Below are 24913 nucleotides of genomic sequence, written 5' to 3'. Positions count from 1 at the left end.
CAATATATAGTTGTAATTTCGCGGCCGAAAACAATATGTTATGAACAAGATATTCTACGCATTACTAACAGCAGTAACTTTCGCATCGTGTGCTGAATCATACAACATTCAGGGCTCAACCTCTGTGTCGGCACTCGATGGAAGTAAGCTTTACCTCAAAACAATGGTCAACGACGAGTTGAAGAATCTCGACTCGTGCGATGTTGTACATGGAAAATTTAAATTCGCCGGTTTGCTCGACACCATCAAGATGGCCAGTCTGTATATGGACGATGAGCCACTCATGATGCCTGTTGTGATTGAGCAGGGCGATATCGAGATACATATCGACAATACCAATCGTACCGTTAGCGGTTCACCTCTCAACGAGAAACTCTACGAGTTTATGAAGCGTCACGATCAGCTGGGCAACGAGCTCAACGAACTCTCGCACAAGCAGAGTCAGATGCTGCTCGAGGGTATCGACGAGAACGTCATCAACCGTCAGCTCTCTGCCGAGGCCAATCGCATCGCCATGCAGGAGGATTCGCTCGTTACCAACTTCATTGTCGATAACTTTGATAATGTACTGGGTCCTGGTGTGTTTATGATGATTACTGGCAGCTACCAGTATCCTATCCTTACTCCCCAGATCGAGGATATTATGAGCAAGGCTACCAAGAAGTTCAAGGCCGATCCTTACGTGAAGCAGTACTACCAGGTAGCTAACGAGATTCAGGCTCGTCAGAACGGACTTGTTGAAGATGTACAACCCACTCCAGCACCAGCTCAAGAAAACAATGAAACGCCTGATTCTACACGGAACGCTCGTTAACGACGCCAACAAATTCGACGGTTCTGTCATCGTCGAAGATTCTAAGATAACTAAGATTGTAGAAGGAAACACCATCCCGAACGCATCATTCGACGAAGTGATTGATGCTTCGGGATGTTTCGTACTTCCCGGTCTGATTGATGATCATGTGCACTTTCGTGAGCCAGGCTTAACTGCCAAGGCCGATATCGATAGCGAGAGTAGGGCAGCAGCAGCAGGTGGCGTTACCACCTACTTTGATATGCCCAACTGCGTACCGCAGACTACCACCCTCGAGGCCCTCGACGAAAAGTTTAAGCTGGCCGCTCAGAAAAGTCACGTCAACTATAGTTTCTTTTTCGGTGCCACCAACGATAATGTCGATCTGTTTTCGCAACTCGATGTGCATCGTATTCCTGGCATCAAGCTCTTCATGGGTAGTTCAACGGGTAACATGCTCGTAGATCGTCGTGAGGCTTTAGAGAAGATTTTCTCTACCGCCCAGATGCCTATCATGGTACATTGCGAAGATACCGACATTATTAACCGCAATATGGCCGAGGCTAAGCGCCTGTATGGCGACGACCCTAAGGTAACCCATCACCCCGAGATTCGTAGCGTTGAGGCCTGCTATCAGAGCACCAAACTGGCTGTAGAGCTGGCCCTGAAGCACCATGCCCATCTGCATATTGCCCACCTCACTACGGCCAAGGAGTTAGAGCTAATCCCCCACACCCCACACCCATCACCCATCACCTGTGAGGTGACACCAAGTCACCTCTACTTCTGCGATCGCGATTACAACGCTTTAGGCACCCGTATCAAGTGCAACCCAGCCATCAAGTCGGCAGCCGATCGCGATGCGCTGCGTCAGGCTGTGGCCGATGGACGTATCGCAGTGATTGGTACCGACCATGCTCCCCACCTGTTAGAACAGAAAGAGGGTGGTTGCTGTAAGGCTGCCAGTGGCATGCCCATGCTGCAGTTCTCGTTGGTAACCATGCTTGAGTTGGTTGATAAAGGTGTGCTCACCATCGAGCGTTTGGTTGAGCTGATGTGCCATCGCCCAGCCGATTTGTTCGGTGTGCGTAACCGTGGCTATCTGCGCGAAGGTTATCAGGCCGACATCGTGATTGTGCGTCCTAATGCCGCATGGACTGTAACCAAGGACATCATCCAGAGCAAGTGCGGTTGGAGTCCGATGGAGAACCACACCTACCTGTGGCGTGTTGAGCAGACGCTTTGCAATGGTCATACCGTTTACAAGGATGGCGTTGTAGATACCAACTATATCGGTCAACCCGTTCAGTTTAGATGAAGATTACCTACCGCATATCCGAGCTGGTGCCCTATATCAACTGGGTGTACTACTACTTTGCCTGGCAGGTAAAGGAAGAGGCCGAGAAGCAGCGTATGCACGCCGAAGCCCTTGCCAAGTTGCAGGAGCTGGATGCCCAGTATCAGATGCATGCCGTCTTCGAGCTGTTCGATGCCCGTAGTCAGGATGATGATATCGAGATTTACCGCACCCAGCTGTGCCCCGATTGTGGCGTTAAGCACCCCGTGCGTGTAGCCACCATCCCCTGTCTGCGCCAGCAGCAAGGCAATCCCCCGTTTATGTGCTTAGCCGATTTTATTTCGCCCAAGGCATCCAAACTAGGCTTGTTCGCCACTACTGTTGATATTGGCTTAGAGACCGATTTTGATGGCGATGTGTATCAGAAGATGCTCACCCAGCTGCTAGCCGACCGTTTGGCCGAAGCCGCTGCCGAGCGCCTGCACGAACAGGTACGTAAGGAGTATTGGGGCTATGCCAAGGATGAGAACCTGAGCATAGAGGATATGCTCGTCGAGAAGTTCCAGGGTATCCGTCCCGCTGTGGGCTATCCTTCGTTGCCCGATACCAGTTTGAATTTCCTGTTAGATGAGATATTGGATATGAAACAGATTGGCATCCGCCTTACCGAGAGCGGTGCCATGAAGCCCCATGCCAGTGTGAGTGGCATGATGATATCCAACCCAAAAGCCCGTTATTTTGCCATTGGTAAAATCGGCGAAGATCAGTTACAGGATTACGCCCGCCGCCGTGCCGTTCCCGCCGAAGTCCTAAGAAAGTGGTTAAATGTTTAATGTTTAATGTTTAATGTTTAATGTTTAATGTAATCACCACGATCTCCCCTGTGGCACCAAAGCGGAACGGAATCAATCCCCCTAAGCCTGCCGTTACAAACAGCGATTGACTACCTTCCTCGTACCAGCCGTTAATCTCTTTGCCCGTCAACTTCATCGGCGCCCAACCAAACAGTGCAAACTGCATGTTGTGCGTATGTCCGCTCAGGGTCAGTTGTGCGCGCCCATCGGGCAGTATCTTGCGTCGCCATCCACTCGGGTCGTGCTCCAGCATGATTACAAATGGTGTAGCCCCTTGCAACGCCTTTTTTACGTCGCCTCGCTGTGGAAATCGCTTGCCGTCGCCATCATTATCCAAGCCCGCTATCGTCAAGCTGTCGTTGCCGCGCTTAATGGTGCAGTTCTCGTTCTGCAGCAGGTGCCAGCCCATGCGCTTCTCCAGAGCGATGGTTTCGCGGCAAGGCTGCGTGTCAAGCCCATCCTTTTGTAGCAAGTACTTATCGTAGTCGTGATTGCCCAGCACGCTGTACACGCCGTCCTTAGCCTTCAGCTGGCTCAGTGTGCTCAGGTGTTCGGCTATCTCCTGCGGATCCACGTTCTGCAGGTCGCCAGTAAACACAATCATGTCGGGCTTCTGTGCATTTATCGAGTCAACCGCCCTTTGCAGCAGCCACTCGTTGCGCCCCGTGTAGCTGCCCACGTGCGCATCCGAAAAGAGCACTATCTTGTAGCCGTCGAAAGCCTTCGGCAGCTCGGCCGATGTATATGTCTGATGGTTCACTTCCAGCTTCTGGAAGCCGATAAAGGTGCCGTACAGCGCAATATACCACACCACGGCAGCACCTGCCATCACCAGCTTCTGTCGGCGCTTATAGGCCCAGATGCTGACGGCAGTAAGTGCTATCACAAATAGCACCGTGATGATGATAAATCGGATGATAATCATTGATCGGGATTCTCTACAAAGCCCTGGTATTTAGGGGCGAGTGCCGACATTACCGAGTCGTACGCCTGTCGCAGCGTTGCCTCTACGTTCTCAGGACCCTGTCCTACGGGGTAGATAGGCTCGTGTATGGTCAGCGTCATCGGATGCCAGTTCACAAAGTTAAAGCCCTTCATGCGTGGCAGGATGTCGAACGATCCGTTGATGGTGAGTGGTACTACCGGCAACTGCAGTTCGTCGGCCAGTGCAAAGGCGCCCTTTCTGAATACGCCCATATGCCCGGTAAACGAGCGTGCACCCTCTGGGAATACCGTTACGCTGTAGCCCTCCTTCAGTATCTCACGTGCATCGTTGTAGGTCTTACGTATCTTGCTGGGTCCGCGCTTGTCCACAAATATCTGGTGACTCTTTTCGCACGCATAGCCTAAGAATGGCACCTTGCGCAGCGCCTGTTTCATCATCCACTTAAAGTTGCGGTTCAGATGTCCGTAAATCAGGAATATGTCGAACGAACCCTGATGGTTGGCCACAAACACGTAGCTCTGGTTCTTTTCCAGATGTTCGCGCCCCTCCACCTTTACCGGTATCAGAAACATCTTGAGGATAATCTTTCCCCATATATGGCCAGGCATGTAGCCCCAGAAGTGGCCATTGCCTATGGTGGTACCAATGCCCACCTCGAGTGCTGTAATCATCGTCATCAGCACTATTCCCGGCAAACAAACAATAAACTGGTAGATTCTATATAGTATCTTAAGCATAATGTTCAATGTTCAATGGTCAATTTTCAATTTTCGGATATCGTCTCGTCCATCCGTCCCAGCGCAGTTTCATCACGCCAAAGAATGCCTCGCCGAATATGCCACCGCTCATCTTGCTCACGCCCTCCTGTCGGTTCACGAATATCACGCTCACCTCCTTGATCTTAAAGCCAATCTTGTAGGCAGTGTACTTCATTTCTATCTGGAAGGCATAGCCCTTGAATCGGATCTTATCCAGTTCGATGGTCTGCAGCACACGGCGCTTGTAGCACTTAAATCCTGCAGTGGTGTCGTGTACGTTAAAGCCCGTTACCAAGCGCACGTATTTCGATGCAAAGTAACTCATCAGCACACGTCCGATAGGCCAGTTAACCACGTTCACACCGCTCACGTAACGGCTACCGATAGCCACATCGTAGCCCTCGTCTTTGCAGGCCGCATACAGTCGTGGCAAGTCGTTCGGGTCGTGACTAAAGTCGGCGTCCATCTCAAATATGTATTCGTAGTCGCGCTCCAGTGCCCACTTAAATCCGGCAATGTAAGCTGTTCCCAGTCCCAGTTTGCCGCTACGCTCCACCAGGTGCAGCTGTCCGCCAAACTCATTGGACATCAGGCTACGCACAATGGCAGCCGTACCATCAGGCGATCCATCGTCGATCACCAGTATATGGAAACTCTTCTCCAACCCGAATATCGCGCGTATAATCTTCTCGATATTCTCCTTCTCATTATAGGTTGGTATGATAACTATACTATCGCTTTGCTTCATATATTCTCATTTAAATCGGTGGCAAAGATACGAATAAGTGAGCAAAATACCAAAGGAAAACTCGTTTTTCTTTGTATTTCCGAGGTGCAGCCTATCTTCGAACGGAGTTCAAATATACGAATAAGCGAGCGAAATACCAAAGGAAAACTCGTTTTTCTTTGTATGGTTATTGTTGTTTTATTTAATTTTCAAATGTAGAAAATGTTGGTATTATCTTTTTGAAGTAATATCCAGGCCCATCAGCAGCCATGCCATAATCTATAATCAGCATACCACCATTAATCTCATCATGTTTTTAGTTTCATTTGTACTGTTAGTTACTTCTAATCCTGAAAAATAGGATTATCGGCTATTACCTGTTTGGCAGGTATACGGCGTATAACCTGGTCGGCTCCGCAAACCACTACATCCTGATTTCTTAGAGCTTTTTCTTGAAGCATCCTTTTCTCAGCCAGCTCTAAGCCACGACGCAATTTCTCGTTAAATTCCTGTATTTCTTTATTTGACATAACTCTGCATTTTTAAGTATAATACCTGCGACATATCTTCTACTAATTACATCTTGAGGGATATTATGACCACCATTAGCAACTCGTTCTGATACACGTAATTTTGCTAATTCGGGTGAGTTCAACCAAAAGAATAGCTTATTCTCCATTTCTGCGGCAAAGATACGAAGAAGTATTTAAAGTTTCAAATATTTTTGTTACTTTTGCATTCCGGAATGACCGAAGTAGCTAACACAACAACTAATTATCTAAGCCCAGGATCAATTTGTTGGGCTGCTTTCCTGGCTATGGGCGCACGATTGGATTACCCAGACCGTGGATACGGAGATGCTGGCCGCTATCATGCAGCGTAACTGTACCTTGAAAAAGGCCGATATCGTGGCTGTGATCTCTGAGCTCATCGAGACGATGGCCGACCAGTTACAGGATTCTAAGCGCGTGAAGCTGAATGGCTTTGGATCGTTTAAGATCGGTATCCGTGGCGAGGGCGCTGACAGCGCTGCTGACTTCAGCATCAGCAAGAACATCAAAGGCTTGCACGTGCTGTTTCAGCCCGAGGTAAAGACCGATGGCAGTGGTCTGCGTCAGAAGACCTTCATCACTGGTTGCAGTGTGCAGGAGGCGCCAAAGAACGATGTCGACACCACTAAGCCCGCTAACAGCGGTAGCAACGGTGGTGGCAACGGTGGCAACACCCAGCCAAGCAACGGTGGTAACGGCGGTGGCAGCCACGAGCCCATCGGGGATTAAGGTTTGGGGCTTCGGCCCCAGCCTTATTAAAATGTAAAAATGTAATAATGTAAAAATTAAGAAAGGAGGAATTATGATGAAGAACTGGAGGACGATTGCGAAGATCGTGGTGGCAGTAATCACCGCCTTGTTAGGAGCGGCAGGAGCAGCTGCCTCGGGCGTACAAATCGTGTAAACGCTTCGCTTGTCGAAGAAATCGTGTAGCGCCAGAGTGTGTTTAGGCACGAAATACGCGAATTAACGCGAAGAAAATAAATTAATTCGTGTAAATTCGCGTTATTCGTGCCTTTTTTTGTATCTTTGTCCGCGAATCACAATGAAGATAGAAGAACTAGAGAAGGTATATGCCAAGTTGCCACAGGTGGCGGCGCTGGCTCATGAGATAGAAAATGCGGCTACACGACGTATTTTCCTTGAGGGGCTGTTGGCCTCGAGTGCACCCATGTTGTTTGGTAGTCTGGCTGCTAAGTGCAAGTCGCCCATCCTGTTTATACTGCAGGATGCCGAGGAGGCGGGCTACTTTTATCACGACCTGACACAGCTGTTGGGCACCCGACAGGTGCTGTTCTTCCCAAGCAGCTACCGTCGTGCCATCAAGTACGGACAGCTTGATTCTGCCTCACAGATCCTGCGCACCGAGGTTATGACACAGATCGACAAATCGGTGTTCATCGTAACCTATCCCGAGGCGCTGGCCGAAATGGTGGTGCCTAAGCAAACGCTGAACGACCGTACGGTGGTGATTGAGAAAGGGCAGGAGGTACCCGTAGGCGATATTACCAAACAGTTGCGCGAGTTGGGCTTTAACGAGGTGGACTACGTGTACGAGCCCGGACAGTTTGCGTTGCGTGGCTCTATCCTCGACGTGTATAGCTATAGCTGCGAGTACCCGTATCGTATCGACTTTTTTGGCGACGATGTGGAGAGCGTGCGCACCTTCCAGGTAGAGGATCAGCTCTCGCTGGATGCACGTGACAGGGTAGAGATAGTGCCCGAACTGGAGGCCGACGAGGCAGCTCAGGAGCCGTTCCTGTCGTTGTTGCCCCAGGATACCATCATTGCCACCAAGGACTATCTGTATGTGCGCGATGCCATCGATGCCGCTTTCCAGGAGGATATGCCGCTGGTAACAGGCGTGCAGTTCATGCATCAGGCCGAGGGCTTCCGCAGGATTGAGTTCGGTCATCGTGCCTCGATATCCGACTGCAGCATCATCCGATTCGATATCACCATTCAGCCTCTGTTCCATAAGAACTTTGAGATGCTGTTTCAGGCTTTCGACAACTATCTGCACCAGGGCTACCAAGTGTATATACTGGCCGACAGTGCCAAGCAGAACGAACGCTTGAAGGATATCTTTGCACAGCGTGCCGAAAACGAGGGTGAGCATGCACAGATACGTTTTACACCGGTAGATAAGACACTGCACGAGGGTTTTATCGACGACGACCTGAAGGTGTGCTTCTTTACCGACCACCAGATATTTGACCGTTTCCATAAGTACAACCTGAAGAGCGACAAGGCCCGTAGCGGAAAGATGGCGCTGACGCTGAAGGAGATACAGCAGTTTGAGATTGGCGACTACGTGGTACACGTGGATCATGGCGTGGGACGGTTCGGCGGACTGGTACGCATGCCACAGGGCGATGGCTATCAGGAGATGATCAAGCTCACCTATCAGCATGGCGATGCCATCTACGTGAGCATCCACTCGCTGTATAAGGTGGCCAAATACAAGTCGCAGGATAATGGCGAGGCACCACGACTCTCGACCTTGGGTACGGGGCAGTGGGAGCGCCTGAAGGAGCGCACCAAGCAGCACATTAAGGAGATAGCACGCGACCTGATAAAACTGTATGCCAAGCGTAGGAAGGAAAAGGGCTTTGCCTTTAGTCGCGACTCGTATCTGCAGCACGAGCTGGAGGCATCGTTCCTGTATGAGGATACACCCGACCAGCTGAAGGCTACGCAGGATGTGAAGGCCGATATGGAAAAGGCACGACCCATGGACCGACTGGTGTGCGGTGATGTGGGCTTTGGTAAGACCGAGGTGGCTGTGCGTGCAGCCTTTAAAGCCGCTGTGGATGGCAAGCAGGTGGCAGTGTTGGTGCCTACTACGGTGCTGGCTTATCAGCACTTCCGTACGTTCAGCAACCGACTGAAAGACATGCCTGTAACGGTGGATTACCTGACGCGTGCACGTACCACTAAGGATACCAATCGTATACAGAAAGATCTGGCCGAGGGTAAGATAGATATCATCATCGGCACGCACCGACTGATTAGCAAGAGCGTGAAGTTTAAGGACTTGGGACTGCTGATTATCGACGAGGAGCAGAAGTTCGGTGTATCAACCAAGGAAAAGCTGCGCCAGATGAAGACATCGGTAGATACACTCACGATGAGTGCCACGCCTATACCACGTACGCTGCAGTTCTCGCTGGTGGGCGCACGCGATCTGAGTGTGATACAAACGCCACCACCTAACCGCTATCCGATACAGACCGAGATCCATACCTTTAGTCCGGAGATTATTGCCGAGGCTGTGAACTACGAGATGAGCCGAAACGGACAGGTGTACTTTGTGAACAACCGTATTTCAGATTTGCAGCATATAGCCGAGATTATACAGAAGTACGTGCCCGATGCGCGTATATGTATCGGACACGGACAGATGAAGCCCGAGGAGCTGGAAAAGATTATCCTCGACTTCTCGAACTACGATTACGACATACTGCTCTCGACCACCATCGTTGAGAACGGTATCGACATACCTAATGCCAACACCATCATTATCAATGGCGCCCATAACTTCGGACTGAGCGATCTGCACCAGATGCGCGGTCGTGTGGGACGTGGCAACCGCAAGGCCTTCTGCTATCTGCTGGCACCACCACTCTCGGCACTGAACCCGGAGAGTCGCCGACGACTGGAGGCCCTCGAGAACTTCTCCGACTTAGGTTCGGGTATTAACATCGCCATGCAGGATCTGGACATCCGTGGTGCCGGAAACCTGTTGGGCTCGGAGCAGAGCGGCTTTATTGCCGACTTGGGCTACGAAACGTACCAGAAGATTCTGAGTCAGGCAATGAGTGAGCTTAAAAACGAAGAGCCCGAATTCCTAGCTTCGGCCGAATCGGCCGCTTCAGCGGCAGATTCTGCCGCTGGAAAAACTAGCCCGGCTAGCCTGGCTAGTGAGACTAGTAATATCTCCTGGGTTGACGACTGTGCGCTGGATAGCGATATCGAGATGTACTTCCCCGATCAGTATGTGCCGAGCGATTCGGAGCGCATGCTGCTGTATCGTGAGCTTGACAACCTGGCCAACAGTACCCAGTTGGAGTTGCAGCTGGATGCCTATCGCAAGCGTTTGGTTGACCGTTTTGGTGCCATACCAGCTGTGAGCGAGGAGCTGATTCTGGTGGTACCGTTACGTGTGGCCGGTAAGCAGCTGGGTATCGAGAAAATCATGCTGAAGCAGCAGAAGATGTTCTTCTACTTTGTGAGTCGCGACGATAGTCCTTACTTCCAGAGCGAGGCCTTTGGTAAGATACTGCAGTACGTGTCGCGCTATCCCCGTAAGTGCAACTTCCGCGAGGGTAAGGGCAAGCATTCGGTGGTGATTTCGGAAGTACCTACTGTAGCTTCTGCACTGACAATCTGTCAGGAGATTATGTCAATCTGACGCATACTTTGCCTCTGGTATCTGTTTTGCAATCATGGATTGTGAACGCCACTAGGCGCTCAACAACATGGTTTAACAATTTAAAAAAATAGAATTAGGAGGTAAAAATTATGATGCCAGTAATGAGAACTAACAGTTGGATTCCAAGTGTATTTGCAGATTTGTTCGACACCGAGTATATGCCGAAGGCAAATTGCACAGCACCTGCTATTAACGTAAAAGAAAGCGACAAGGCCTACACCGTAGAGCTTGCAGCACCGGGCATGAAGAAGGAGGATTTTAATGTTCATATTAACGATGAGGGCAACCTGATTATTAAGATGGAACAGAAGCAGGAGCACAAGGATGAGGATAAGAATATGCGCTATCTGCGCCGCGAGTTCTCGTACTCGAAGTTTGAGCAGACACTGATACTGCCCGACGATGTGAAGAAGGAGGACATTAAGGCACGCGTAGAGAACGGAGTACTTACCGTAGAGTTGCCTAAGATAGAAGAAGAGAAGGTAAAGCTATCGCGACAGATAGACATTGCATAATAAAACATTGGAGAAGCAGTTAACAAATGTTAACTGCTTCTTTTTTTTCGGATTATTTCTTATCTTTGCAGTCTAAAACCTAAAATACAGCATTATGAGTTGGCAATCGATTATTTTTATTCTGATTCTGGTTTTGTTTGCAATCTGTCTTTTTTTGGTGCAGCATTATTATCACGTGCGCCTAAGAAATGAAATAGGTCGTGCACAGCGTAGCGAGCGTATTAAAACGGTGTTTATGGCCAATGTGAGTCATGCCTTGCGTACGCCTTTGAATGCTATTATTACCGATAGTCAGAAGCTGCTGGATAATGAAGAGTCTGATCCGAAGAAACTGAAAGCCATGATGACTACCATTAACCAGAATGGTAAGCAGCTGCTGTATTTTATATCGCAGCTACTCGAACTGTCGAGCTTTGATAGTAATATGGCCACTTTTACCTTGATAGAGGTGAATCTGGCCGAGCTGATAGCGTCGTATCGCCGTGAGGCTCAGCGCGACGCAGGTGCCAATGTACAAGTAGTTGTACGTTCGCCATTATCGCCTCACGCCAAGGGCATGGTAGATACCAACCTGATGTATCAGCTGATGACACACCTGTTGCACAATGCGCTTGCGCACACCCAGGAGGGTACCATTACCATCGATTATGATTATGCCGATAATGGCTTGAAGATAGAAGTGATTGATACAGGCGACGGTGAGCCTCAGGACTTCAAGTCGAACTTCTCAACACTCATTCAGGGTAACGATTCGCTGGCACTGTTTAATCAGCGTTCGGGTCTGGGCTTATCTATCTGCAAGTCGATTGTTGAGGGGCTGCATGGCACCATCGACCTGAAGTCGGAGAAAGGCAAGGGTACCCATGTTACGGTTTGGATACCTTGTAAGATGCGCGACATGAAGAAGGGGCTGGTACGCTAATCATTGATTTTATCGTACGGTAGGATTGAGGTTACGGCGCAGGAAGAAGGCGCGCGTAGCCAGGAAATACGTGGCTACACCCGTACCGTTAACGAGTACTACCGTCCAGAAGGCTGCGCTATAGCTAATGAGCTCGGCTACGATACCACCAGCCAGAATACCTAATCCCATACCGATATCCCACGAGATAAGGATGGTACTGTTGGCAGTGCCACGCTGTTTGTTGGTGGCCACATTGATGGTCATGTTCTGGAACGCAGGCCACATATGACCGTTGCCTAAACCAATCAACAATGCGGAACCGTAGTAGCCGATGAACATTGACCATTGACCATTGAACATTGACCATTGACCATTGACCATTGAACATTGACCATTGACCATTGAACATTGACCATTGACCATGGAACTTTGAGCCAAGGTTGGCATGAGTATAAACAATGTGTAGCCTACCAGGGAGATGACCATACCGGTAGCGGCGTTATGGGTTACACGACCGTCGCGGAGGGCTTTGCTACCCTGCAGGCGACTGAGGATAAGACCTACTGAGCACAGCATGAAATAGGTGCCTGTGCCACCGGTAATACCCATTACCTCCTTACCATAAATGGCCAGATAGTTGCTAAGCACACCAAAACTAAAGCCAAAAGCCACCATGTTCAGGCCCAACAGCCAGCCACGTGTAAGGAAGAAGCGGTCGAGTGAGAGCCTTGAGCTTCTAGCCTGGCTAGAATCTCTAGGCTTAAGCTTTACAGTACTATCGATCAGCCAGCCTGTGGTGGCTACGATGAGCGCTAACCAGAACAGAAACTCGAAGCTGTTGGTAAGCTGGTAGATGAAAATGCCGATGGTGGGGGCGATGGCCATGGCCAGATTGTTGCTCAAGCCGTAATAGCCGATACCCTCGGTACGACGGCTGCTGGGCAGCACATCGATGGCCACGGTAGAATTGGCCACGGTGAGGGCGCCGAACGGACCGCCATGCAGCGTGCGCACAATGGTGAACAGCAACAGGGTAGAGGCGGCCAGGTAGCCGGCAAAGAAGATGGCAAACACGCTAAACGACACCATGAGCACCATTTTGCGGGGAAACGAATCTACTACATAGCCGCTGAACGGACGAAACAGCAGGGCGGTGATGGTATAGCCCGAAAGCACCAGTCCGATCACGTCCTTAGTGGCTCCGAAGTGCTCGCTCAGGTAGAGCGGCAACAGTGGTGTAAGCACGTAAAAGGCAAAAAACAACGTAAAGTTGGCTGCCATTACCTTGCAGTAGTTCCTATTCCAAAGTTTATCCATTTCGGGTGCAAAGGTACGATTAAGCGCGCACAAAACAAAACAACTAACGTTAACGAACTATAATGAGGCTTAACTTTTGCCCTTGGCGTGCGTCTAACATCAAAAAAATCATTATCAACTATAAGTATGAAACGAATTGTAATGCTTTCGGCTGTAGCCCTGCTCATGTCATCGGCTGCTATGGCTCAGACCAAAGAGGTGAAGATTGGTGATGTAACCATGACCATCACCCCCGAAAAGGGCGCTAAAATCACGTCGCTCAAGTATCAGGATCAGGAAGTTATTTCGCAGCTCAGGTGGCCCGAAAGCTTCGGTAGCACCTTCTGGACAAGTCCGCAGAAGGAGTGGAACTGGCCTCCCGTATTCGAACTCGACAAGGGCGTGTACGAGGTGGTAGAGAAAGACGGGCATCTGGTGATGACCAGTCCGGTATCGGAGAAGCTGAAGTACCGTGTGCGCAAGGACTTCAGTACCGACAAGAAGGATGGTGCCATTGTGATTACCTATTCGATCATAAACGAGAGTGGTGAGGAACGTAAAGTGGCTCCTTGGGAGATTACCCGTGTGCCTAATGCCGGTGTGATTAAGTTTGATGCCCCTGTGGAGAGCATCTGGCCTGCTGGCTTGATGAACTTTGAGCAGAAAGACGGAGTGGCTTGCTATGCTGCCGACGAGGCCCAGCAGAACCGTAAGGTGAATGCCGACGGTAAGGGCTGGCTGAGCTACGAGAACAACGGACTGGTGCTGACCAAGAAGTTTGCCGACCTGAAGGCTGATGAGCCTGCTCCTGGTGAGGCCGAGATTCAGGTGTACGTGAACCGTGGCAAGACCTATATAGAACTCGAGAGCCAAGGTGCTTATACAACCCTGGCTCCCGGTGCTGAGCTAAGCTGGACGGTACGCTGGTACCTGCAGCCTGCTAAATAACGTGCAAGCCTAAGAATACCATCAGGCCGTTCATCAGTATCCAGAAGATAGCGAACGGCATGGTCTTACGCATAATATCGCCATCCTGACCCTCCATATCACATGCTGCGGTTGCGATGGCGATACTTTGTGGCGACAGCAGCTTACCACCTTCGGAACCGGCACAGTTGGCTGCAGCAAGCCAGTTGGTCTCGCTACCACTCACACCAAAGAAAGTGCCCTGGTTAACCAATCCTAAGTCGGTAGCGGCAGTGGCCTGCAGCTTACCAAACAGAATGTTGGCGTTGGTGGCACTACCTGTAACAAACGTACCGATAGAACCGATGAGCGGTGCAAAGAATGGGAAGGCCACGCCGGTAAGCATTACCAGACCCTTAGCGATATCGTTAGTCATACCTACATTGTTCATGAGCATAGCCATGGCCACCAGACAGCAGATGGTAACCACCGTCTTCTGCAGGTTCAGTGTGGTCTTGGCCAGCAGTTTCAGCAAGGCACCGATACTCATGCCCTGAATCAATCCGCCAATCACAGCACCCAGGAAAATCATCAGTCCGGCATTCGACAGCCAGCCAAACTTAAAGGTGTTGCCAATAACGGGCAGTTCGAACTTGGTAACCAGTGTACTACCCAACAGCTCGTTAACAGGAGGCACAATCTTACTACTGATCAGGATGAAGAAGATAATCAAACCGTAAACACTCCAGGCCTTGAGCGTTTTAACCAGACCGAAGTTCTTCTTCTCAACCTTCACCTCGTCATTAGGATTCTCATCGTGTATAAACAGCTTGTTGTAAATCAGCATGGCGGCGATGGCGGCTACCGAACCCAGAATGGCTGGTGTCTCAGGACCGATAAAGTGGGCACAGCAGAACTGCACGATAATAGAGAACGAACCCACAAACAATGCAATGCAGATGTTCTTGACAACCTTGGTCTTATCGGTAAGCATTAGGATAAGGAACGGGGTGATAAAGAACATGAGCGACAGCTGCAGGATAATAAAGGTGGCTACCTCGCAAAGCTCCTCGGGGGTAGCGGTACCGCTGGCAGCAACCTGGTTGGCCAGTGTGGTGGCGGGCAATCCCACAGCACCAAAGCCTACAGCTACGGTGTTGGCAATCAAACAGATTACAGCCGAGAACATGGGCTTGAAACCTAAGCCAATCAGGATGGCTGCCGGGATGGCCACAGCCGTACCAAAGCCTGCCATACCTTCGAGCACACCACCAAGACCCCATGTAAGCAGCAGTACCAGCAGACCTTTATCCGAGGTCATCTGGATAAACTGCGTTTTAATCGTCTCGATCTCCTTGGTTTCGCAAAGGATGTTATAACTGAATATCGCACATATAATAATAAGTATGATAGGGAAGCAGGCCTTGAGCAGTCCCTCGACTACCGACCATAGCGTGATGCCAACAATGCTTGCCTGTGCATACTTCTCGGGCACAATGCCTAAGGCTGGTGCTGCGAACAGTGCCAATACAACGGTTACAATCAGCGTAACGATAGCGCTCTTGTAGCCAGATACCTTGAAACCCATCATTAATACAATGAGTAACAGAATAGGGATAGCAGATACTAATGCTGACATAGGATTTTAGTGTTAGTGAATATTTATATAAGTTCTGCCGACAAATATACGAAAACTTTTGATACGTACCACGATTTTTTTGTGAAAAAATCAAAAGAGTCAAAAAAACGTTGAAAAAGTGTGGTGATATCGAAAAATTTTGTATATTTGCTCACAAAAATCGAAGTATAACTAAACCCAAGCGCCCTATGCTAAACGAATTCTTATCAGAACTTCGGCGATTCATGCCTGCCGAGCGCATTTACACCGACGAGCTACGTACCTTAGGTTGGGGTACCGACGCCAGTTTTTATCGCCAGATTCCGAAGGTAGTGCTTCGTAGTGATGGTGAGGCCGAGATATCAAAGATTGTACAGTTGTGCGACAAGTATAAACTGCCCTTTACCTTCCGTGCTGCTGGCACATCGCTCTCGGGACAGAGCTGTACCGACAGCGTGCTCATTGTGGCTGGCAAGCATTGGGAGAAGTATATGCTTTCGGATACAGCCGAGAGCATCAAGCTGCAACCTGGTATAGTGGGGGCGAGGGTTAATCAGATACTGAAGCCATACGGACGTGTGTTCCCACCCGATCCGGCATCTATCGGTGCTGCCATGGTAGGTGGTATCGTGGTAAACAATGCCTCGGGTATGAACTGCGGCGTGCATGCCAATAGCGACCGTATGCTGCTATCGGCGCGTATCATCCTGACGGATGGTACGGTACTGGATACTGGCGACCCGGTGAGTCGCGAAGCATTCAAGAAACAACATCCTGATTTTATCTCTAAGATCGAGGCACTGCGTGACAAGGTACGTGCCGACCAGGAGCTGACTAATCGCATTACCAAGAAATACAGTATTAAGAATGTAACGGGTTTGAATCTGCGCCCACTGGTGGCTTACGACGACCCGTTTGATATCATCGCACACTCTATCGTAGGTAGCGAGGGTACACTGGCCTTCCTGTCGGAGGTAACGATGAAAACACTGAAGGACTATCCGTTCAAGGCATCGGCCATGGTTTACTTTATGACCATGAAGGAGAGTTGCGAGGCTGTGGTGGCTATGAAGAAGCTGAAGGCTGGCGACGAAGACCTGGAGATGAGCGCCGAGAACCTGATGGTGAAGAGTGCCGAGATGCTCGACTATAAGTCGCTATCATCGGTTGATGATCCCGTTTATCTGCAGTATAAGCAGGATGTGGATGCCGGTAAGATTGAGGGCGTGCAGCCTGGCGATTACCATAACTTAACGGCTATACTGACCGAGACCAAGGGTATTACCCACGATCAGCTGCTGTTGAAGATCGAGAAGATTAAGGAGTGCTTAGGTCCATTCAAACTCTATATTCCTGCCGAGTTTACCGAGGATCCGGCTGTGTACGGTAAGTACTGGGCCATCCGTAGCGGTATATTCCCATCGGTAGGCGGTACACGTCCGGTAGGCACCTCGTGCCTGATTGAGGATGTGGCATTCCCCATCGAGAGTCTGCCTGAGGCTACCGTGAAGTTGCAGAAGCTGATAGCCGATCATGGCTACGACGATGCATGTATCTACGGTCATGCGTTCGAGGGTAACTATCACTTTATTCTGAATCAGAGCTTTGCCGATGAGCACGAGGTGGCCCGTTATGCCGAGATGATGCGCGATGTGGCCAAGCTGGTGGTAGAGGGCTACGACGGCAGTTTGAAGGCCGAGCACGGTACGGGTCGCAATATGGCACCATTTGTGAAGTACGAGTGGGGCGAGAATGCCTACGAGGTGATGAAGGAGCTGAAGGCTATTTTCGACCCGAACGGACTGCTGAACCAGGGTGTGATATTCAACGACGATCCCGACTGCTTTATCAAGTGTCTGAAGCCGCTGCCAGAGTTGGATTACGACTTCAAGAGTGTGCCTGATGGCGGACACTACCTGATGGATCACAAGCTGAGTACAGCCAAGGAAACCATCGAGCAGGTGAAGCGTGCCAACAAGTGTATTGAGTGCGGATTCTGCGAGGTTAACTGTATGTCGTGCGGACTCACACTATCTTCTCGTATGCGTATTGCCGTACAGCGCGAGATTTGTCATCTGATTAAGACTGGTGAGGACGACGAGCGCCTGTAGCGCCTGCAGAAGCAGTATAAGTACTATGGCGATCAGACCTGTGCTACCGATGGCTTGTGTTCAACGTCATGCCCCATGAAGATAAACACAGGCGAGCTGACGCACCTGATACGACAACTGGACATGAACACACGTCCGTTGGGCTACTGGGTGGGTGATTATGCATCCAAGCATATGGCGGGCATCAAGAGCGGACTGCGCGTAGTGCTCGACGTGGCACATGCCGCACACGTCACACTCGGTCCGACACTGATGACTACCGTATGTCGTACGATGAACAAGATGGGCCTGCCACTCTGGACTACCGCTATGCCTAAGAAGCATCGCCAGCCCAAGAAGAGCGACCTGACGCAGTTTATCATTAATTCCATTGACCATTCACCGTTGACCATTGACCATTCTGCTGCGCAAACAGAAGATAAAAATGTTCAATGTTCAATGTTCCGCTCCAGCTCTGCTGGCTTGCAAGGCAAGAATGTTCAATGTTCAAAGGTGGTTTACTTCCCCAGCTGTATCAATCAGACCATGGGACAGTCGAAGAGTGGTGGCAAGATTCACGACCTGGTGGATGAGGTGATACAGTTGATGGCTAAGGCTGGCTACGAGGTAATCTTCCCAGAGGGCATGGAGCGTATGTGCTGTGGCCAGATATGGGAGAGTAAGGGTATGCTGGATATTGCCGACCGTAAGAGTGCCGAACTGGAGGCAGCCCTGTGGAAAGCCAGCGAGGAGGGTAAGTATCCTGTGCTGTGCGCCCAGAGTCCGTGTCTGCACCGTATGAAGAAGGTGATGCATAAGATGCACCTCTACGAGCCTGCCGAGTTTATTATGAAGTTCCTGGTACCTCGATTGGATTTCCATCCTATCGACCGTCATATAGCACTGCACCTGACGTGTTCTACCCGACAGATGGGTGTAGATAAGGATATGATAGCTTTGGCTAAGCTGTGCTCAAACAACGTGTTCCTACCCGAGGGTGTGGGGTGTTGCGGCTTTGCTGGCGACAGAGGCTTTACCTTCCCAGAGCTGAATAAGTACGGATTGCGCAAGCTGCGCCCACAGATTGAGGCTAACCATATCGAGGTGGGCTACTCTAACAGTCGTACCTGTGAGATTGGTCTCGAATCGAACACAGGCATACCTTATATGAGTATTGTGTATCTGGTAAATGAATGTACAACAACTAAAAAATAATAATTAAACAAGTGATGAAAGTGTTACTTAGAAGACTGATGCTGGTTGCTGTTGTGATGGCAACCAGCTTTGTTGCTGAGGCTCAACCGCTGTTGGCAACACATGTAGAGACTGGTGATGTACAAGGTGTACTGGACGATGGACTGGCCGTGTATAAGGCCATCCCATACGCAGCACCTCCTGTTGGTAATCTGCGTTGGCGCGCTCCACAGCCTGCCAAGGCCTGGGAGGGTGTACGCGTGTGCGATGAGTTTGGAAAAATGCCTCCTCAGCCCACACGTCCTGGTCGTACGGCCGATATGATGAGCGAGGACTGCCTGTATCTGGGTATTGCCACACCAGCTAAGACCGTAAACGACAAACTGCCTGTGATGGTATGGATTCACGGTGGCGGTTTCCAGACCGAGTGGTATGGTGGCGACCTGTGGAAGCACCTGGCACTGCGTGGTGTAGTGATCGTGAGCATCGAGTACCGTACAGGTGCCTTAGGCTTTATGGCCCATCCCGAACTGACTAAGGAAAGCAAAGACGGCCATTCGGGTAACTACGGATTGTTAGACCAGATTTATGCCCTGCAGTGGGTACAGCGTAACATTGCCCAGTTTGGTGGCGATCCTGATCAGGTAACCATCTTTGGTGAGAGTGCTGGTGCCATCAGCTGTAGCATGCTGTGTGCATCGCCTTTGGCACGTGGTTTGTTCCATCGTTGTATCAGTCATAGCGGTGGCTCGTTTGCGCCTTGGAGCGATGCGCCACGTTCGTTAGGACTTGATGCCTCGCAGAAGGGTGCCGAGCAGCAGGGTGTGGCCTTTATGAAGCATCTGAAGAAAAAGAATCTGAAGCAGCTGCGTGCCATGGATGCCATGGCACTGTGCGATGGTAACGTGGGCTTTGCTGGTTTCTGGCCTTGCGTGGATGGTTACGTGATTTGCGACGACCAGTATCGTATGTATGAGCGCGGCGAGTATAACGATGTGCCTGTAATCGTGATGACCAATAGCGACGAGGGTGCGCTGTTTGCCCCAGGTAACATTACTGCCGAGGACTATCAGAAAACGCTGAAGAGCATTTTTGGTGCTTGGGCCGACGAGGCATTGAAGTTCTATCCTGGTGCTACCAACGACGAGGCTTGGCACGGCTTTGGCGATGCCTTCCGTGATATGGGCTTTGCATGGCCATCGTATGCATGGGTTAGCTTGCAGGCCAAGACTGGTAAGAGTGCGGCTTATGCGGCTTATCTGGCTCAGCCTTCGGAGATGAGTTTTTCACGTGATCCGCGTCGTAAGGGTGTGGCTCATGCCGATGATATCATGTACCTGAACGGTATGTTCCTCGACCAACCTCAGAAGTATCCTACCGAGAGTGCTCTGGCCGAAATCATTCAGCAGTACTGGGTGAACTTTGCCAAGACGGGTAATCCTAACGGTAAGGGGCTGCCTTACTGGCCAACCTTCGACGAGAGCAAGCCAACCACTATGCAGTTCAGCAATGGTGCATCGCTGATTAATGTGCCCAACCGTGAGCAGATTGATTTCGTGGATCGTTACTATCGTGCAAAGCGTGCCGAAGTAGAATCGAACAGATAATTTATTCAATTCATTTACACAAATAATTAAACGCTACTAATGAAAGTATTCAGTAAACTTATGCTGGTTGCCATGATGATGGCAGCCAGCATTACTACACAGGCCCAGGAACTTTACGTGGGCAGTTACAACATTCGTTATCAGAACGACGGCGATGCCAAAGCAGGTAATGCCTGGCAGCAGCGCATGCCGGTATTGTGCGGTCAGATACTGTTTGAGCATCCGGACATCTTTGGTGCTCAGGAGGTATTGGAGTCGCAGCGTCAGGACTTATTAAAGCAACTGACCGATTACGACTGTATCGGTTTAGGTCGCGATGATGGTAAGCATGCTGGCGAGCACTCAAACATCTTCTACGACCGTAACAAAATCAAACTGTTGGATCACGGCGACTTCTGGTTGTCGGAAACCCCTGAGAAGCCTGGTTTGGGTTGGGATGCTGCTTGTGTGCGTATCTGCTCGTGGGGCTATTTTAAACTCAAGGGTACCAGCCTGAAGTTCTATTACTTTAATCTGCACATGGACCACGTAGGTACTGTGGCCCGTCGTGAGGGTGCTAAACTGGTGGTGCAGCGTATCAAAGAGATTGCTAAGGGTAAGCCCGTGGTGCTGACAGGTGACTTTAATGTGGATCAGACTAACGAGATTTATGGTATCTTTACACAGTCGGGTGTATTGGACGACAGCTTTGAGAAGGCGCAGTTCCGCTTTGCCGAGAACGGTACCTTTAACAGCTGGGATCCTGAATTGAAGACCGCCAGTCGTATCGACCACGTGTTTGTATCGCCTGCCTTTACCGTACAGCGTTACGGCGTGTTAACTAACACCTATTGGTCGGAAGCACCCCAACAAACAGATACAGTAAAAGGCGCCGATGCTCCTCAGGAGATTAATTTCCAGAAGCATCAAAAGCGCCTTCCTTCTGATCATTATCCCGTATTTGTACGTCTTACGTTCTAAACAAAGAAAGAGCTGTGCATGATGCACAGCTCTCTTTTTATGTAATCACTTGTGGATTAGAACCAGCGTGGGTCACCAGCCTTGTTATCCTTCACGGCATCGTTGCCTACAGTGAAGTCGCCATTAGCGGCGTCCTTGAACTGAGGATCGGCAATGGTTCCGCTCTTATCTACGAAGAGGGCATTGGCGTTGGCACCTTCGGTTACGTAACCATCAGCTCCTGAGTAGAAGTTGTTCTCGAATGTAGGCTCGGCGGTATTCTTCTGGTTAGAGAAGTTACCGGCAGAGGCGGTTACGATGTTGTTGGTGAATGTGATACTGTTGCCCTTGAAGCGAACATAGAGGATGCGCTTTCCTGCATCGTTACAAGCACCTACGATGGTGTTGTGATCGATGGTGATGACAGGAGCTACACCGGCAAAGTTGCCTGACTTGTCGTCGTAGCGTACCAGGTCACGACCCTTACAAGAGTTCCAAATAGTGTTGTTGGTGATGTTGAGCATCAGGATAGCACCTGCACGGCAGTCGAACATATCACCACCATCACACTCGATGTTGCTGATGAGACAGTTGTTAATAACCAAGCTGTTAATCTTAGCAGCCTTATTCACATAGTAGAATCCCTTGGTGTAGTTGGTCACCTCGCTATTGTTAACAGTGAAGTGGTCGATGGTGTTGGCAGCTGTGAAATCGAATGCCTGACCGCCATCGGTGCCCTTACCATCGAGTGTTACCTGATCGATAGTGAGCGAAGCTTCTACCTTGAAACGGCCCTTGATAACAGGATGATCGTTCTGGCGCAGACCCTTGATGGTGAGATTCTTGCTAACCGTTACTGAACCGCCAAATGCAGCCTCGTCGGTAGCGATACCGTATGTGCCAGGCTCCACAATGAGGCGATAGCCTTCAGGAGCGTCGGTGATGGCCTGTGCGATATTAGAACCGGCCTTAACCAGAATGTCGGTCTCTTCGAGATATACGCCTGTGGTGAAGCTGATCTTACCACGAGTCTTACCATTGGCACGAGCCATCACAGCGGTATACTCAGTTTCAGGTGTAAGACCTGTAACGGTAGCAGCACCAGCTGCGATATCGGCAGCTGTGATGTTATACACAATGTTACCAGGTGTAAGGGTGATGGTGGCAGCCTCTTCGCCAGCAGTCCAGCGCAGGGTTACCTCCTTAGCCTTGATATCCTCTTCCTTCACGTTCTTGAACAGCTGCTCGGCCTCGGTCTTGGCATACACACCGCTCCACTTTGAGTCGCGTGTGGCATCGCCATCGGTGGCCTGAACACGGAATGAGTACTGGGTTTCGCCATCCAGACCTGTTATAAGCACGGGCACCTGATCGGGTGTTACAGAGAAACTCTGTACGGGCGAACCGGCAAAGGTCAAGCTGTCGTTGGCATAAACCTCAACATTATAGTTGGTTACGCCATCGCCAAGGTTCCAGCTCAGTTCAATATTGGTGCGGTTGCGCACCTTGGCCTCTACGCTGGTGGGCGAGAAATTACGGTTATACACAATGCTCGTAATCTCGTCGGCAACGTCGCTACATGAAGCTAAAGCCACAGTAGCCAGACCAAATACGATAGATTTTAAATATATTTTTTTCATAAAAAATCTTCAATTTTCAATGTTCAATTTTCAATCAGACAACTGACCGTAGTTAACATCGTTGTTCAGCATGTTGTTGCTTGAGTCGATGAAGTTCTGCCAGATAGGCCACAGGCAGTTAAGACTTGGAGTAGCCACGTAGAGACCGTCGATAATATCGTCGGTAAGGCTTGGCTTGTCGGCACTGCCGAACCAGCTCTTGCTCTCCCAATCGCCTTCGAAACCGTTGATAACAGTGGCATCGTTCTCGCCCTTGTTCAGACCGTAGATTTCAATCTCGCTCTCGTTCTCAACAGTCTTCAGATAAACCTTGTCGGGCAGTCCGGCATAGTCGCCAGTACGTGTCTGCAGAGCCTGGAGCTTAGCCTTGGCCTCGGCCATCTTCTGGTCGATGATACCCCAGCGAACCAGGTCGGCCTTACGCAGAGCCTCGCCAGCAAACTCGAGTGCACGCTGATCGTAGATGCCCTCGCGGAATGCCTGCTGAGAGGCGGTGTACTTGGTCTGCAGGGCAGATACCTTAGCAGCGGGGAGTACACGATCCAGAACGGGCTTCATATAGCTCCATGCAGCGGCGGTGTTACCCAGTTCGTTCTCGGCCTCGGCAGCCATCAGGTAAACATCAGCCAAGCGCATGTACTGCCAGTTTACACCATCGTCGTTGGTACTGGTAACAATACGGTTCATCCACTCGTAGCGCAGCTTACCGAAGCACATCTTGTTCAAGCCGCTCAGCACAACGTGCGCATTGCCATCCTTCAGGTCCTTACTCCACTCGTAAGGTACTACAGTAATGTCGCGACGGATATCCTCGGGATCATAATCGTAGTACAGAGTAGAAACTGCGCGGTTGATACCACCCTGCGACTGCTGGGTGTACTGGTCCTTAGCGTTATGCTTCAAACCCCATGTGTAGAGCACACGGCCACGACCGGCAGAGAATGGAATCTCCCAAAGGCTTTCGCCACCAGCTGTTACATTATCCTGACAGAGCTTAACGAAGTTCTCCTTAAACGAACCCAGCTTGCTGCTGCCATGGGCAATCACCTCTTCGCACTCCTGCTTGGCAATCTGGTACATCTTCTCAGGAGCCAACTCGGGATCCTTCGACAGGCGATAGCCATCGCCACGCAGACCGTAACCACCTGCATAGAGAGCCAGACGGGCACGCAGGGCCTTAACAAAGTCCTTGTTTACACGTTCGGTAGTCTTGGTGATAGCATTCTCCTTAGCCCAGTAGCAATAGTCCTCAGCCTCTAACAGATCGGCCAGCAACTGCTTGTAAATCACATCGCGGTTGGTACGGGGCAGGTACATATTATCTGAGTTGTTAGGCTCGAAACGTGCAGGCACGTCGCCCCAAGCCTTCAGCAGGTCGTTATAGATAACGGCACGCAGGGTGAGGGCCTCGCCTAACAGGTGGCGCATATCGGCGTTGTTCTCGATGTTACCATATTGGCGGATACCCTTGATGGCCAGATTGGCACGCTCGATACCCTCGTAGAACTTTGCGTAGGCATTGTTGGCGGTGTTCATCTGTCCGTTAGCAGCCTGAGTGCTGTAGTTCCACAGACTCTGCTTATCGCTTACGCGGTCGGCATACGATGGTGCGTTACCCCATTCTACATCGGTGTTAACACCATAGTAGGGCAGGAAACGGCCACGGTATGAGTTGGTCTCGCCAAATGATACGTGGATCGACATCACCTCTGATTCGGCCAGCGAGTAGGTGGCGAATACCGATGATTCGTCGAGGGTTGAGATGCTGGGGGCATCCATGTCGCACGAGGCCAGACCCATCAGCGACATTGACAGTATAGCTAATTTGATATTATTCTTCATG

Annotated in this window: 19 protein-coding genes and 2 pseudogenes; 12 read left to right on the top strand and 9 right to left on the bottom strand. The window is 50.3% G+C overall.

The features are described 5' to 3' along the window. Positions 1-40 precede the first annotated feature (40 nt). Genes PRU_RS08365 through PRU_RS08355 form a run of 3 tightly spaced genes read left to right on the top strand, consistent with a single transcriptional unit; the run spans position 41 to position 2923 of the window. Entirely contained in the window at positions 41-814 is a 774-nt protein-coding gene (locus tag PRU_RS08365; RefSeq protein ID WP_013063767.1) for a DUF4369 domain-containing protein, read from the top strand. Beyond that, positions 780-2111 carry a dihydroorotase gene (locus PRU_RS08360; protein ID WP_013063137.1) on the top strand — a complete coding sequence of 444 codons (1332 nt, stop codon included), beginning with the start codon at positions 780-782 and terminating at the stop codon, positions 2109-2111. Before PRU_RS08365 ends, PRU_RS08360 begins: the two co-directional genes overlap by 35 nt. Next, positions 2108-2923, top strand: coding sequence for a vitamin B12 dependent-methionine synthase activation domain-containing protein (locus PRU_RS08355; protein WP_013063100.1), 816 nt, complete (start codon positions 2108-2110; stop codon positions 2921-2923). Before PRU_RS08360 ends, PRU_RS08355 begins: the two co-directional genes overlap by 4 nt. A gap of 10 nt (positions 2924-2933) precedes the next feature. Here the strand turns inward: PRU_RS08355 and PRU_RS08350 are convergent, their stop codons facing one another. The 5 genes and pseudogenes from PRU_RS08350 to PRU_RS16305 all read right to left on the bottom strand — a co-directional run. Next, a complete protein-coding gene (locus tag PRU_RS08350; RefSeq protein WP_013064307.1) occupies positions 2934-3869 on the bottom strand; it encodes a metallophosphoesterase in 936 nt (311 codons plus the stop codon). Continuing rightward, positions 3866-4627: a lysophospholipid acyltransferase family protein gene (locus PRU_RS08345; protein ID WP_013064415.1), complete on the bottom strand. Its 762-nt coding sequence runs from the start codon at positions 4625-4627 to the stop codon at positions 3866-3868. Before PRU_RS08345 ends, PRU_RS08350 begins: the two co-directional genes overlap by 4 nt. Positions 4628-4646: 19 nt before the next feature. Continuing rightward, positions 4647-5396, bottom strand: a complete 750-nt coding sequence (locus PRU_RS08340) for a polyprenol monophosphomannose synthase (protein ID WP_013063502.1) — start codon at positions 5394-5396, stop codon at positions 4647-4649. Positions 5397-5719: 323 nt separating this feature from the next. Then, positions 5720-5905: a hypothetical protein gene (locus tag PRU_RS08335; RefSeq protein WP_041385982.1), complete on the bottom strand. Its 186-nt coding sequence runs from the start codon at positions 5903-5905 to the stop codon at positions 5720-5722. 20 nt (positions 5906-5925) lie between these two features. Beyond that, positions 5926-6042 (bottom strand): annotated as a pseudogene (locus PRU_RS16305) (zeta toxin); the annotation flags it as partial. 178 nt (positions 6043-6220) lie between these two features. On the opposite strand from PRU_RS16305, the gene PRU_RS08330 reads away from it, so the two are divergent. From PRU_RS08330 to PRU_RS08315, 5 genes are all read left to right on the top strand, one after another. Next, the gene (locus tag PRU_RS08330; protein ID WP_013064717.1) at positions 6221-6655 is read left to right on the top strand and encodes an HU family DNA-binding protein; all 435 of its coding nucleotides are present in this window, start codon (positions 6221-6223) and stop codon (positions 6653-6655) included. A gap of 73 nt (positions 6656-6728) precedes the next feature. Continuing rightward, entirely contained in the window at positions 6729-6830 is a 102-nt protein-coding gene (locus PRU_RS16300; protein ID WP_224083041.1) for a DUF6486 family protein, read from the top strand. A gap of 141 nt (positions 6831-6971) precedes the next feature. After that, positions 6972-10340, top strand: a complete 3369-nt coding sequence (gene mfd, locus PRU_RS08325) for a transcription-repair coupling factor (RefSeq protein WP_013063223.1) — start codon at positions 6972-6974, stop codon at positions 10338-10340. A gap of 110 nt (positions 10341-10450) precedes the next feature. Further along, a complete protein-coding gene (locus PRU_RS08320; protein ID WP_033149828.1) occupies positions 10451-10876 on the top strand; it encodes an Hsp20/alpha crystallin family protein in 426 nt (141 codons plus the stop codon). A gap of 175 nt (positions 10877-11051) precedes the next feature. Beyond that, complete coding sequence (locus PRU_RS08315; RefSeq protein ID WP_177168138.1) at positions 11052-11798, top strand: sensor histidine kinase; 747 nt, start codon at positions 11052-11054, stop codon at positions 11796-11798. Positions 11799-11807: 9 nt separating this feature from the next. Here PRU_RS08315 and PRU_RS08310 read toward each other — a convergent pair whose 3' ends face one another. Next, positions 11808-13097, bottom strand: coding sequence for an MFS transporter (locus PRU_RS08310; RefSeq protein WP_041385981.1), 1290 nt, complete (start codon positions 13095-13097; stop codon positions 11808-11810). Positions 13098-13223: 126 nt separating this feature from the next. On the opposite strand from PRU_RS08310, the gene PRU_RS08305 reads away from it, so the two are divergent. Beyond that, the gene (locus PRU_RS08305; RefSeq protein WP_143010881.1) at positions 13224-14024 is read left to right on the top strand and encodes a hypothetical protein; all 801 of its coding nucleotides are present in this window, start codon (positions 13224-13226) and stop codon (positions 14022-14024) included. On the opposite strand, the gene PRU_RS08300 is transcribed toward PRU_RS08305, so the two are convergent. Next, the gene (locus PRU_RS08300; RefSeq protein WP_013065494.1) at positions 14017-15621 is read right to left on the bottom strand and encodes an L-lactate permease; all 1605 of its coding nucleotides are present in this window, start codon (positions 15619-15621) and stop codon (positions 14017-14019) included. The genes PRU_RS08305 and PRU_RS08300 overlap by 8 nt on opposite strands. A 188-nt stretch (positions 15622-15809) precedes the next feature. On the opposite strand from PRU_RS08300, the pseudogene PRU_RS08295 reads away from it, so the two are divergent. The 3 genes and pseudogenes from PRU_RS08295 (at position 15810) to PRU_RS08285 (ending at position 21451) form a co-directional block, all read left to right on the top strand. Then, positions 15810-18905 (top strand): annotated as a pseudogene (locus PRU_RS08295) (FAD-binding and (Fe-S)-binding domain-containing protein). Positions 18906-18919: 14 nt separating this feature from the next. Further along, on the top strand, positions 18920-20491 hold the full coding sequence (locus PRU_RS08290; protein WP_143040038.1) for a carboxylesterase/lipase family protein: 1572 nt from the start codon (positions 18920-18922) through the stop codon (positions 20489-20491). Between the two features lie 39 nt (positions 20492-20530). Further along, positions 20531-21451 carry an endonuclease/exonuclease/phosphatase family protein gene (locus PRU_RS08285; RefSeq protein WP_177168139.1) on the top strand — a complete coding sequence of 307 codons (921 nt, stop codon included), beginning with the start codon at positions 20531-20533 and terminating at the stop codon, positions 21449-21451. Between the two features lie 56 nt (positions 21452-21507). Here PRU_RS08285 and PRU_RS08280 read toward each other — a convergent pair whose 3' ends face one another. Further along, positions 21508-23070, bottom strand: a complete 1563-nt coding sequence (locus tag PRU_RS08280) for a DUF4957 domain-containing protein (protein ID WP_013065717.1) — start codon at positions 23068-23070, stop codon at positions 21508-21510. 30 nt (positions 23071-23100) lie between these two features. After that, positions 23101-24912 (bottom strand): RagB/SusD family nutrient uptake outer membrane protein, encoded by a 1812-nt coding sequence (locus tag PRU_RS08275; RefSeq protein ID WP_013063335.1) that lies wholly within the window; start codon positions 24910-24912, stop codon positions 23101-23103. Position 24913: the final 1 nt, after the last annotated feature.

Origin of the sequence: Xylanibacter ruminicola 23 (assembly GCF_000025925.1) — a bacterium.
Classification (GTDB): Bacteria; Bacteroidota; Bacteroidia; order Bacteroidales; family Bacteroidaceae; genus Prevotella; species Prevotella ruminicola.
The sequence above is the reverse complement of the archived record's forward strand: the minus strand, read 5'-3'. Positions and strand labels throughout refer to the sequence as shown.